The sequence below is a fragment of the Bacillus sp. FJAT-29814 genome (genome assembly GCF_001510715.1).
Lineage (GTDB): Bacteria > Bacillota > Bacilli > Bacillales > Cytobacillaceae > Neobacillus.
Genome location: NZ_LMTJ01000008.1, coordinates 304,736 through 316,730, shown reverse-complemented (window position 1 = coordinate 316,730; position 11,995 = coordinate 304,736). Strand labels below are relative to the sequence as shown.

The 11,995-nt window shown below is 41.0% G+C and carries 15 protein-coding genes and 1 pseudogene; 5 read left to right on the top strand and 11 right to left on the bottom strand.

Annotation, left to right across the window (positions count from 1 at the left end; genetic code table 11):
* Nucleotides 1-96: 96 nt before the first annotated feature.
* Complete coding sequence (locus AR334_RS30680; protein WP_301337175.1) at nt 97-228, bottom strand: hypothetical protein; 132 nt, start codon at nt 226-228, stop codon at nt 97-99.
* A complete protein-coding gene (locus tag AR334_RS30050) occupies nt 229-390 on the bottom strand; it encodes a hypothetical protein (RefSeq protein WP_172799274.1) in 162 nt (53 codons plus the stop codon).
* Nucleotides 391-631: 241 nt separating this feature from the next.
* On the opposite strand from AR334_RS30050, the gene AR334_RS21780 reads away from it, so the two are divergent.
* Nucleotides 632-988: a DUF3905 domain-containing protein gene (locus AR334_RS21780; RefSeq protein WP_156431360.1), complete on the top strand. Its 357-nt coding sequence runs from the start codon at nt 632-634 to the stop codon at nt 986-988.
* A 101-nt stretch (nt 989-1,089) separates the two neighbouring features.
* Nucleotides 1,090-1,290, top strand: a complete 201-nt coding sequence (locus AR334_RS21775; RefSeq protein ID WP_066317684.1) for an alpha/beta-type small acid-soluble spore protein — start codon at nt 1,090-1,092, stop codon at nt 1,288-1,290.
* A 155-nt stretch (nt 1,291-1,445) separates the two neighbouring features.
* On the opposite strand, the gene AR334_RS21770 is transcribed toward AR334_RS21775, so the two are convergent.
* The 3 genes from AR334_RS21770 to AR334_RS21760 all read right to left on the bottom strand — a co-directional run bounded on the left by AR334_RS21770 (nt 1,446) and on the right by AR334_RS21760 (nt 4,977).
* Nucleotides 1,446-2,492, bottom strand: coding sequence for an anti-sigma factor domain-containing protein (locus AR334_RS21770; RefSeq protein ID WP_066317682.1), 1,047 nt, complete (start codon nt 2,490-2,492; stop codon nt 1,446-1,448).
* A complete protein-coding gene (gene sigI, locus AR334_RS21765; RefSeq protein WP_066317681.1) occupies nt 2,489-3,235 on the bottom strand; it encodes an RNA polymerase sigma factor SigI in 747 nt (248 codons plus the stop codon). The genes AR334_RS21770 and sigI overlap by 4 nt, the downstream gene beginning before the upstream one ends.
* Nucleotides 3,236-3,396: 161 nt before the next feature.
* On the bottom strand, nt 3,397-4,977 hold the full coding sequence (locus AR334_RS21760; protein WP_066317675.1) for a peptide chain release factor 3: 1,581 nt from the start codon (nt 4,975-4,977) through the stop codon (nt 3,397-3,399).
* Nucleotides 4,978-5,147: 170 nt separating this feature from the next.
* On the opposite strand from AR334_RS21760, the gene AR334_RS21755 reads away from it, so the two are divergent.
* On the top strand, nt 5,148-5,408 hold the full coding sequence (locus tag AR334_RS21755; protein WP_066317672.1) for a hypothetical protein: 261 nt from the start codon (nt 5,148-5,150) through the stop codon (nt 5,406-5,408).
* Nucleotides 5,409-5,539: 131 nt separating this feature from the next.
* Nucleotides 5,540-7,261, top strand: coding sequence for an AAA family ATPase (locus AR334_RS21750; RefSeq protein WP_066317670.1), 1,722 nt, complete (start codon nt 5,540-5,542; stop codon nt 7,259-7,261).
* Nucleotides 7,262-7,310: 49 nt separating this feature from the next.
* Here AR334_RS21750 and AR334_RS30425 read toward each other — a convergent pair.
* The 5 genes and pseudogenes from AR334_RS30425 to phaQ all read right to left on the bottom strand — a co-directional run.
* Nucleotides 7,311-7,400, bottom strand: a pseudogene (locus AR334_RS30425) (YjcZ family sporulation protein); the annotation flags it as partial.
* 87 nt (nt 7,401-7,487) lie between these two features.
* The gene (locus AR334_RS29100) at nt 7,488-7,583 is read right to left on the bottom strand and encodes a YjcZ family sporulation protein (RefSeq protein ID WP_082693063.1); all 96 of its coding nucleotides are present in this window, start codon (nt 7,581-7,583) and stop codon (nt 7,488-7,490) included.
* A gap of 191 nt (nt 7,584-7,774) precedes the next feature.
* The gene (locus AR334_RS21740) at nt 7,775-8,605 is read right to left on the bottom strand and encodes an undecaprenyl-diphosphate phosphatase (protein WP_066317662.1); all 831 of its coding nucleotides are present in this window, start codon (nt 8,603-8,605) and stop codon (nt 7,775-7,777) included.
* A gap of 294 nt (nt 8,606-8,899) precedes the next feature.
* Complete coding sequence (locus AR334_RS21735) at nt 8,900-9,493, bottom strand: hypothetical protein (RefSeq protein WP_066317660.1); 594 nt, start codon at nt 9,491-9,493, stop codon at nt 8,900-8,902.
* Nucleotides 9,462-9,911, bottom strand: coding sequence for a poly-beta-hydroxybutyrate-responsive repressor (gene phaQ / locus AR334_RS21730; protein ID WP_066317656.1), 450 nt, complete (start codon nt 9,909-9,911; stop codon nt 9,462-9,464). Before phaQ ends, AR334_RS21735 begins: the two co-directional genes overlap by 32 nt.
* 148 nt (nt 9,912-10,059) lie before the next feature.
* Here phaQ and AR334_RS21725 point away from each other — a divergent pair, with 148 nt between their 5' ends.
* Nucleotides 10,060-10,842, top strand: coding sequence for an alpha/beta fold hydrolase (locus AR334_RS21725; RefSeq protein ID WP_066317645.1), 783 nt, complete (start codon nt 10,060-10,062; stop codon nt 10,840-10,842).
* A gap of 71 nt (nt 10,843-10,913) precedes the next feature.
* Here the strand turns inward: AR334_RS21725 and AR334_RS21720 are convergent, their stop codons facing one another.
* A complete protein-coding gene (locus AR334_RS21720) occupies nt 10,914-11,993 on the bottom strand; it encodes an alpha/beta fold hydrolase (RefSeq protein WP_082693062.1) in 1,080 nt (359 codons plus the stop codon).
* Between the last annotated feature and the right edge of the window lie 2 nt (nt 11,994-11,995).

Here is an 11,995-nt window from a genome sequence, read left to right as displayed (position 1 = left end):
AAATCAAACAGAATAAGCTTGAATATGGAAAAAGACACCAAAATCGTGAAATTCAAAATGCCTTTTGTCTACAATCTGAAAGCCGGATATTCCGGCTTATTTTTTACTCTCTTTTTTCCTGAACAACTTTCTTAAATTTTCCTTCAACGGTACACCGTTTACGTCGCCGATTTCCACGCTAAATTCCTCAATCGGAATTCTAGGCGGAGTTTTGCGTCGGGCTTTCATTTAACTTCTACCCTTTTTTCCTTGTTTGGAATTGCGGTTTTGAAATCTAATGGCATTGTTGTCATCCGTAAATTCGGCCGAGAATTCACTTTCCTGAATATTTTTCTTAGGTGTTTTGCTGTATTTCTCGACAGCATCAAATTCTGCCTTGCGCTTTGCCATCAGTAGACCTCCCTAAAATTATGGTTACAACTATAGTTTTAACAAAATTTTATAAACATTCCTTTCCTTATTTTTCTTAAGTGGAAACTCGCCGACTGGCGAGTCCGGTAGGCTGAAGACAGAGGCGTAGTTTAACTTATGCGTGCGAAGCTGTGATATAAAAATTTGGTAAAAATTTTATATTTCTTATTAGCTAAATAAAATTAAACTTTAAGAACAAAATAAGAATAAACGAGGGGGGATCATCGTGGAAAAAGACAGACGTGAAAAACAAGAAAAAATTGGCATAGATGAAACGATGCCGCATCAAATCAACGCCCCGAGTTTTGCGGGGACAGGCATTGATATGCAGGCCCCCTTTGTCAATGAACACGGGGTAGTAATCGGTGACAGCCACTATTCTTCTGAAAACTCTCCTTTGGAAAACTGGACAGAAGAAACGGACCCGGCGATTATGGCCGGCGATGAATGGGTTCATCCAACAAACGATATCGGCTGGAATACGACAGAAAATCGCGAATTGCTGGAAAGCATGAGAAAGCCCCAAGCCTATCCATTTATGCATCCGACCAAGGATGTGAGCAAAGGGGCAGATTAAGCCAGTTACTCAAAACATTACCATTTATGAAAATCACAAATATATTTCATACTATCTTTACAGAGCGAAAAAATTCTCTGTGATAAAAGGAGTGATAATCGATGGCTAACAGCAGAAATAAATTATTGGTACCTGGCATCGAGCAATATTTGGATCAGGTAAAATATGAAATCGCGCAAGAGTTTGGCGTACAATTGGGTTCAGATACGGTATCCCGGGCTAACGGCTCTGTGGGCGGAGAAATCACAAAAAGACTTGTGCAGCAAGCTCAGGCACAAATGTCTGGACAAAACCAACAATAAATTCAAACTTGCCGATTGGCGAGTCCGTTAGGACGAAGACAGAGGCTTAGTTGAATTATATGCGTTAACAAATTATAAAATTTGGTAAAAATTTTATAATTTGTTATTAGCTAAAAACTCAATAAAAATGGCAAAAGTCCGGCAGCAGCCGGACTTTATTTGTTTTTATTCCTATTGTTTGAGTTATTATTTTGCGATTGTTTTTTGTGGCCGGATTCGGAATTTTGATTAAGCTGTTTTTTTAACTGGCCCTTGTTTAGATTTTCGGGCCGTTTTTCATACTTTTTTTGCTGCCCTGGAGGTATCAGTTTTTCAGCTTGCTCTTCATTCTTCTTTTGCTGCCCTGGAGGCATTTGTTTTCCAGCCAGATTGTTTTGATTGTTTCCTGTCTGATGTGCTGCATCAACTGGATCATTACTGATTCCTATGTTATCGTTATCCTGTTTTTTCAATTGGCCAGGAGGTACCTTGACACTCGGCTGTGAATCTCCCTTGCTTTCCCCGTTGTTGGTCCCCTTTTCTTTTCCGTTCTGTGTCTTTATATTGCGATTTTCCGTTTGGTATTTTCCGGTTGTAAGCCCTAGCTCATGGGCTTTTTGCAAATCCTGTTCCGTTCCCGATACCACCGTTAACTCCAACTGCTGGTCAGTTGCAGCAGCTTTTATTTCCTTAATGTTTGCTTCAAGCTGTTTCTCAATCTGTTTTTCTGCCTCTTCCGTCTTTACTGTGGAAATCACTAGTTGTTTCTTGACCTTAAAATAACCTTCCTTTTCCATTTCATTAATAATGGTTTTAGTTATTTTTATAACATCCTGTTTTTTCCAATCATTCAGATGCGCAATAATTTCTTTGCCCTCTTTATTAAAGCCGGTCAACTCAACCACTTGCATTTTTTTATTAATTCCAAGTTCAATACTAGGATTTACATCGATTGACATATAGGCGTAAGCGTGATTGCTCTTATACATAGGAAAAAGAGATCCAAACACAACTAAAAGCGCAGCAGATAGGGCCAAAACCGATTTCAGTCCAAAAAGGAGAAAAGGCTTTTTTCTCTGTATAGTTTTTTCAATTGGAAAAAAGCTGATTTCATCACCTATTGCATAGGGCCGATCAAGTCTTGTTGCATGCAGAAATTCTCCGTCAGGGGTTAAAACTGTAAGTAAACCTTCATCCATATCCATGATTATTCCTTTTCTCATGTGTCAAGCACCCCCTTTAGATAATCCTTCATGTACACGTAATCACTTGATAGTATCAAGGCAATCGCAATAATATATTTGCGATTTCGTTCAATCGTTTTTCGGCTTACATCCACCAATTTTTCAAGCTGATTGATGGGCAGTCGTTTTTTTTCAAACAATATTGTTTTTAGTTCATCATGGTCGACTAATATTTTTGCGGTTAAGATGGCGTTTTTTCGCGCATCCGCATGTTTTGGGGAATTTTCCACCAAATCGCTGAACTTTAGACCGAAAGATGCCAATAAGGATTGAAATTGAATAATTTCCTCTTTTCTAAGCTGTTCGTCATTCTTCTTTTCGTAATCCTCCAGTGAAAGCTCATTTACAATAGCAGTGCCTGGGGATTCATCCTCCTGCAATTCATTGGTGATGTCAATACTAATATGTTGGTTTTTAGTTTGCTTCCGTATATAGTCAATAACCCGCCGTTTAATTACTACCTCGGAAAAACTTAGCAAAGAACTGCCCTTTTTGGGTGAATACTTTTCAATCGCTTCATTAAACGCGATAAGCCCAATGCTAAATTCATCATCGGTTTCATAAATATAGCGCCTGCACACAGAGGAAACTGTCTTAGCGACAAAAGGTTTATATGCTTCGATTAACTCATTTAGCAATGATTGATCACCTTGTTGAATGAGGCTGACTGTTTCTTCTAAGGTCCGCTTCTTCTTCTTGGCCAAAAATAATAAACTCAGCATTTGCTCACCTCTATTCGACCCATTATAACATAGAATTATTAATAGGTCTTTATGGGGTAAAGCATTGCTATTACTAAATAATTACGTTTGTGTCTATTATGTTATGGGGGTTTTAAAAAAATTTATCCAATAAAAAAAGGCGGAAAATGCTCCGCCTTTTTTTAGTCATGCTGGTCCATCGGATTATAAAGTTTAACTTGAGGATTTTTATCTTGGAACCATCTAAGTGCAAATTCATTTTCAAATAAGAATACAAAATGATCGTAACGATCTTTTACCAAAAGGCTTCTGGAGCTCGACAGATTCTCATCTACTTTGTCATCTTCTACCCAGCGGGCAATTTTGGAGCCAAGCCGCTCCATTAGGACCTCGGAATTATATTCATTCTTCATTCGATGCTCGAATACTTCAAACTGAAGCTGCCCAACAGCCCCCAGAATATAATCCTCCATTCTTATTGTTTTATAAAGCTGAATCGCTCCTTCTTGAACAAGTTGCTGTATTCCCTTATAAAACGATTTTTGCTTCATAACGTTTTTCGCCGAAACCCTGACAAATAGTTCCGGGGTAAACTGAGGTAATTTTTCAAATTGGAAATCATTCTTTCCAGTAGTCAACGTATCGCCAATTTGATAAGTTCCCGTGTCATATAAACCGATAATATCACCGCTGACTGCCTGTTCAACTGTATTGCGCTCTTCCGCCATAAAGGAAGTGGATTGGGAAAGCTTTAATTGTTTCCCTAAACGTGGGACATTGATAGACATTCCCCGCTCAAATTTTCCAGAACAAATGCGGACAAAAGCAATCCGGTCACGGTGGGCCGGGTTCATATTGGCTTGGATTTTGAATACGAAACCAGAAAATTCTTCTGAAAGCGGATCTATTTCACCAATTGATGAATTACGTGGCTTCGGCGGCGGTGCAAATTGCAAATACGTCTCCAAAAAGGTTTGGACCCCGAAATTGGTCAGTGCACTGCCGAAGAAAACAGGTGTCAGATTTCCCGCAGCCACCCTTTCGGCTGAAAATTCGTTCCCGGCCTCATTTAGCAGCATGATTTCTTCCAATGTTTGGTCATACAGTCCTGAATCTTTCAGTTTATGACTGCCCTCAATTTCACCATCGTCATTTAACGGAATAAAGCGTTCATCCTCGTCCACCCGGAATTGTTCGACACGATTGTAATACCGGTCATAAATTCCAAGAAACTCTTTTCCCATCCCGATTGGCCAATTCATAGGATAGGATTCAATGCCAAGAACCTCTTCCAATTCGGCCAGAAGTTCAAGCGGCGGCTTGCCTTGCCGGTCCAGCTTGTTCATAAAGGTAAAAATCGGAATTCCCCGCATCCGGCAAACTTTAAATAATTTCAGGGTTTGCTCCTCAATTCCCTTGGCTGAATCGATAATCATTACGGCGCTATCGACAGCCATTAGCGTCCGATACGTATCTTCACTAAAATCCTGGTGGCCTGGGGTATCCAAAATATTTACACGATATCCATCATAATCAAATTGCATGACACTGGAAGTAACGGAGATTCCCCGCTGCTTTTCAATTTCCATCCAGTCACTTGTGGCAAATTTCCCCGTTTTCTTTGCCTTGACCGTTCCGGCATCACGGATGGCTCCGCCAAATAATAATAATTTTTCGGTTAATGTCGTTTTACCGGCATCCGGGTGAGAAATAATCGCAAACGTCCGGCGCGATAACACTTCTTTTTTCAAATCGTTACCCATCTTGTCTTCCTCTCTTTTGACAACTTTAAAATTTTGTCCAATATTTCAATATTATCTCGCAAACGGCCAGTTTGCAATATTTCAGTGAATGGGAATGATAATTTCTTTTATCCATTTGGAGAAAGGACTATAATATAGATATATTGAAATCGCGAATACTAGGAGGAACCATGGATATTACAAAGATTGACCAGCCAACCCTGGAATTAATCCAGAGAGCCTTTGAGATTGTTCTTGATCAAAATAAAATAAAATATAAAAAAATCGGCATTGCGGAAGAAGGCGAGCAGCTGCTATTTTTATATGAAGGCAAAGATCAAAAAGTTCATGTCTTTAAATGGAAAAAAGCTTCCTGCATCGGGGTCAGTGTCGGAGTTCTTGCCCAAAGTGTATTGATGCCGATTATTCCTCACCTTCGGTTATTATCCTAATACCATAAACACACCAGTATCCTAATTGGTGTGTTTTTCTATTGCTCAAGCTTCCACTCATTCCCACATCCATTTTATTGGAAATTGCATTATAATAGATTAAGACTCTTGTATAGGGAGGTTATGAGCTGATGAATCAAAGCAATAAAACCGCAACGAAATTTATACCGCTATTTGCGGCTTTACTTATAATTTGCACCGGAATCATATGGTCAATTCAATCGACAAATAAAAAAATTGAAATCCCATTTTCTTCAGTTGAGAATATTGTTCAGAGTCAAAATGGAAAGTCTGTTACTCTCATACAACGAACCGATGGCAGCCTTTATCTGAAGGCAGGAGAAAAAGAATATGTCTCCCACGTCCCGCCAAATAGCCAGATGATCGAAAAACTGGTGGAACGATATAATATCGCCTATTCCTTTTCCTCTAGCAGCCGTTACGGGAAATGGGTGTTGGGCGGTGTTCTCCTCTTGCTTGCCGGAGCTGTTTTTGCTGTTTACAAGACAAAGGGCGGCTTTGGCCCAGGCAATTCGATGAAAAATAGTGTCTCAAAAGCCCGTCCGTTGCCGGACATAACCCTAAATGACGTTGGCGGACTAGGTGATGAAATGATTGAAGAAATCCAGCAAACATTAACAACTCTAAAAGATACCGAAAGGGCAGGCAAATTAGGAATCAAGCCACCGAAAGGAATCCTATTATACGGACCTCCTGGGACGGGGAAAACCCTGCTTGCACAAGCCATTGCCCGAGAACTAAATGCTTCATTCTTTACCGCAAGCGGCTCAGCCTTTAATGAGATGTTTGTCGGTATTGGCGCAAGCCGTGTGCGCTCCTTGTTTAAGGAGGCTAGAAAACAGCGCCCTGCCGTCATATTTATCGATGAGGTGGACGCCCTTGCCGGCAGAAGAAAAGCGCATGGCAACGAGGAAGCGGAGAAAACATTGACCGAGCTACTGGTACAGCTTGATGGTGGGCACTCCAATGATGGCATATTATTTATTGCTGCAACTAACCGGAAAGATATGCTCGACGAAGCTTTCGTCCGCCCGGGGAGAATCGACTTCTCCTTCCATGTTCCACTCCCGGATACAAAAGGGCGTAGAGAGATTATTGAAATCCATGGAAGAGGCAAATCACTTGCCCCGGATGTACTTGCATCATTGGATGAATTGGCGGAAAGCACTTCCGGCTTCTCAGGGGCTGAGCTATTTTCGCTGTTCGAAACGGCAAGTCGTCGTGCGATTCGCAACCGTCACGAAATGATTATGAAACAAGACCTTGACTATGCTCTCGACCGAACCATTTTGGGAAGCACATCCCGTTCGCTTCAGGACCCTGATACGAAACGCCGTGTTGCCATCCATGAGGCTGGCCATGCCCTTGTCGCTTCCTTAACGAAACCCGGGTCGGTGAGAAAAGCAACCATTATTCCACGTGGCGAGGCGCTTGGTTATGTGGCCCCGATTCCTAAAGAGCTTCATTTATCGACAACCAGCGATTTGCTGGACCGTGTTGCTATGGTATTGGCAGGCGGTGTTGCAGAACGAAAGCAGCTTGGCGAGCACAGCATCGGCGTCAGCGGCGACGTCCAGCAAGCCAAACATATTATTGAGCAAATGGTCGAAATTGGCATGCTCCAAGACGGATTCACCCTAACATTCAACAAGCAGGACAAAGAAGCAAAAATGCAGGAGCTATTCTCGAAAAGCATCAAAAAAGCAGAAAAGATTATTGATGACCATCAATATCAGTATCAGCAATTGGTCGATGCTTTATTGAAAAAAGAAACATTGGAGGGATTTGAGGTAGAAGAAATAGTTTGGGGAAAAGTGGATGAAGCAATATAAAAAATATAAAAACCCGCCTGGCGATCCAGACGGGTTTATTTTTCATTTATTAATAGTAGCAAGCAGCCCCAACAATAATCAACAGGATGAATAATACAACGATTAATACGAAGCTGCCACCATAGCCAAAGCCGAAGCCGCCGTAACCGCAGCCGCCGAAGCCGCCGCCAAAGCCACCAAATCCGCCATATCCAAATGCCATATTTATTACCTCCTTTTTATAATATTACCAAATCCAAGCAGCACCTATAATGACTAACAAGATGAACAGAACAACGATCAGGGCGAATCCTGCACCGTAGCCGCCAACTGCACCTGACATTTAACATTACCTCCTTTTCTGAATTCTATATATCCTATTCACCTAGATAATAATGTGCAATAGACACATATCCCTATTACCCAATTTTGAAAAAAAGGGATAAGCCCATCTTTTTTATAATATTTTTCAGGCAAAAAAAACAGCCTTCCAGTTGGAAAGCTGTTTTTCACCTTATATCTTAGCCATTTCTCCTAAAAGAAAACAAAATAAATGACTCCTGCCAACACAATTCGATAGATGGCAAATGGTACCAACCTAACTTTATTAATCAGCTTTAAGAAAAAGCGGATTGAAACAAGCGCAAAGATAAAGGCACTGATAAACCCGGCCACGAAAACTGGCAGGGCATCCATCGTCATATATTCCCAGTTTTTTAATAAGGAAAGAAAGCTCGCACCCGCCATAATCGGCACGGCCATAATAAACGTAAAGTCAGCGGCTACCCGATGGCTCATTCCGGTCAATACCCCTCCGGAAATCGTTGAACCTGATCTTGAAAAGCCTGGCCATAGCGATAAGCATTGGAACAAACCGACAATCAACGCTTGTTTATACGTTATTTCATCGATTGACTGCGTTTTGGGCCTGATCGGACCGAAATAATCAGCCGCTATCATCAATAGTGCCCCAATAACCAAACCAATTAATACAGTTGCTGTTGAAAATAAATGATCGTCAATATAGTCGTTAAAAAGTACGCCCAACACACCAGCCGGAATGAGTCCGACGATTACCTGTGATAACTTGAGGCGGCCATTACCCTGGATTTCAGTTTTACTGAAACGTCCAAAGCTTAATAGATTGATAAATCGATCTTTAAAGGTAACAACCACAGCCAAAATTGAACCCAACTGTATGACAACCTTAAAGGTATTGGCACCATGTTTTGTCAAAAACTCCTCAGACCTCAACCACATATCATCAACAATAATCATATGTCCTGTGGATGATACGGGGGCAAATTCCGTTAATCCTTCCACCAAACCCAATATAATTGCTTTTATAATCATTAGTAATTCCACGTTGTAAATTCCCCTTACCCGTAAATAGTAGTATCCAACTTTCCCATTTTCTCATTATCTTATCAGGTTGGCAAGATAAATGAAAACTCGCCGATTGGCGAGTCCGTTAGGACGAAGACAGAGGCGTAGTTGAATTTATGCGACATAGGAAATTATAAAATTTGGGCAAATAATTTTATAATTTCCTATTAGCTAAAAACAAAAAGCCACAACTCCCTTATAATGAGGAATTATGGCTTTATCTAATGTAATGATTGTTGACCATCAATGATGTCTAGACTCCTTTATTCACGCTTAGCGGGTTTTAACAAGCTCCTTCAAGCTGTTTTTGCTGCGCTCGACCAGATTTAAGTGTGTGTCTCTTGCCAATTTCACATATTCCTTTCTGACTTCAAGCCAGGCTTTCCGGCGCTCTCGTGCAAAGGCAATATTCGATTCGGCATTTTTTTCAAAATTATCCTCCAGTTGATCCACAATCTGGACAAATGACCTGATTGGTGTCAATGCCAATTTCTCCAATTGGCCTGAAACCTCTTTCAGCTGTTTCTTCAATTCCTCACCGTCATTTTCCGGAACAATAGGGACAACGTCTTCCTTATTTTCCTCTTTACGGGCGTTAAACTGATGAGCAACCTCTGAAACCATTTCCTTGTTCGTCTTTTTCGTCTGGTCATATAATTTGGCCAAAGAGTTTCTGTATTGCTTATTAAATTTGATCACTTCCCTAATGGCATTTAGGTAAGCATCCTCCCGGCCTTCGCGAAGTTTTTCCGAACGTTCGCGTGATAGCTCATATTGATCCCAAAAAGTAGTGACAAACGATCCTTTAGCTCCCGGCATAACTGTTTCTTCAACTTCAGGTACCGTTTCCATCTTCTTCTGTGCCATCGTTCTTCCTCTCCTTACTAGTATTGACTTTCTCTATCGGATCCTTCTTTTGAAATGAAGGAAAATAGAGCTCCAGGACACTGGTATACATTTTAAAAAATTGATCAAGAAGGGATTGGTATGTTTCCAGTTGATTGGCGTAGCCCTTTAAGTATGTAATACCCGCTTTAGTAATGGAGTATTTCCTTTTTGCCGGACCCGCCCCGGTTGTATCCCATTCAGAAGAAACAAGTTCTTCTTTTTCCAACTGCCTTAGCATTCTGTATAAATTCCCCTGATCTAGCGTCTTAAAGCCGAATGATTCAAGCCTCTGGCTAAGTTCATATCCATGAAGAGAAACTTTGCTAAGAAGCAATAAAATAAATGGCAGCACAAAATTTTTTGAAGGATTGACTGATTGATTATCTTGGTTTACCATATCTTTATCACCTCACCTATATGTATTTTACACCTATAAGTAATATTTTGTCAATATTGTAAATAAATATTACTAAAAGTTGCAGTAAAATGTTTACAATCTTGTCAACTTGGTTATACACTAATAAAAATGAAAAAGGTGGTGTGAAATGGAAAAAGCAAAAAAAAGTAAATCGGGAATCCCTTATTTGCATTTTGGCAGGGGTGAGCCATTGGTGCTGATCCATGGGTTAGGTGAAGTTAAGGAGGGGTGGCAGCATCAGTATGAACTTGCTGATCGATATGAATTAATAATGCCTGATTTGCGCGGTCACGGAGAGTGTACTAGATCCGATGGAATTTCCATTCCAAACTTTGCTGCTGATGTCATTTCATTATTGCACGAACTAAAAATTGAAAACGCTCACATTCTTGGTTTGTCAATGGGTGGAGCCGTTGCACAGGAAATTTACCGCCAGTCACCCTCTCTCTGTCGTTCTCTCATTTTAGTCAGTACATTTCACTTTTTCCCGGAGAAACTCAAAAGTTTGTTATTTGAAAATCGCAAGGCAAAGTTTGAATCGGTCACTGCTTCTGGAAAAGAAGCTGAATATCTGGCACGTATGGCTCTGTATTCCTGGAACCATGATACAGTGGAGAAATTTAATCAGCTATTCAGGCCAAAACGCGAAACTTTTATTAAGTCATTAAAAACCTGTCTAGAGGTCAATAATCGGGCGCTGCTTCCGACGATCCATGTTCCGACCCTAATTGTCGGCGGGCAATATGATACCGTTTTGCCAGTGTGGATTCAAGCCTGTATGCACAAGCTGATCCCGCATTCAGAATTTATTATTTTGAGGAATACCGGCCATCTTGCCAAATTGGAGGCAAAAGACCGGTTCAACCGTCTGCTGCGGAAATTCCTCGATCAGCAAAAAAATGCCGGATAATATGATATCAACGGGAAGAAAGGGCCCCCACCCTGACTTCCCGTTAATAATTTATTCAGTACCCCGCTTGTTTATACGAGGGTTTCTGTAACTTGATTTGAGCGTTTTGCCAGCCACGGGTCCATAATTTCCGCAAAGGCCCCTGTAACGACCAAAGAAACATGGCCGCCTTCATATACCTCATAGGTCCTATCCTCACTTGAAACAAGGTCCATTATGGGCAGGCTTTGCTTCTCGGCAACCAATGTATCACGTGAACAAGAGAACACAAACAGTGGGCATTTGATATTTTTTAAATCTACTTTCCTGTTGCCAATCACCAGCTCGCCTTTTAACAGTTTGTTTTCTTTGTACAGATCGTTAAATAACTGTTTGAACGCAGCACCCGCAAATGACTGTGAATCCTTTGTCCATTTATCCATACGTCGCCATTTTTCAACATATTTCTCGTCATGTGCGCGGGTATACAAGTTGACAAACTTGGTTCCTTCCAACGGTGTAATCAGCTTAAACATTAGATAAAGGAACTCCGACGGAAGGGTTTCATAGGCATTGGCAAAGCGGTCAAAGCTCAGCTCGCCCCGCTGAATCCCTTCGAGCCATTTTTGTGGGACAGTCGAAATGCTAAAATCGATAGGGACGGCGGCAAGTACCAAATTTTTTATCGGGAGGTCTGTAATGGAGGCAACGATAGCAGCCATTGCTCCTCCATAACAATATCCCATCAAAGAAATTTCTTTTGCACTTGAATGTCTAATTGCCCGTCTAATAGCTGTTTCCAAATAACCGACAATATAATTATCGAGGGTTATATCGGCATCCTCAAGGCCTGGTGTACCAAAATCAAGCAGATAAACGTCATAGCCTCGTTCAACCAGGCCTCCGACAACACTGCTCCCCTCACCAACATCCAAAATGTAAGTTTTGTTCAATAATGAATAAACCATAAAGACCGGGATAGCATATTTTTTTTCCTTTGCAGGATGATACCATAATACCGCTTTATTTTTTTTCCACACACATTCCCTCGGGGTAGGGATAATATCCGGCTTGGGCTCTGTCATAACCTTATAAAGCTGATTCCATCTTGTCGTTTCTTTTTCTAAATTAAATGGCTGTAATAAGTTTTTGGCTGACACTCTTGTGCTCAATG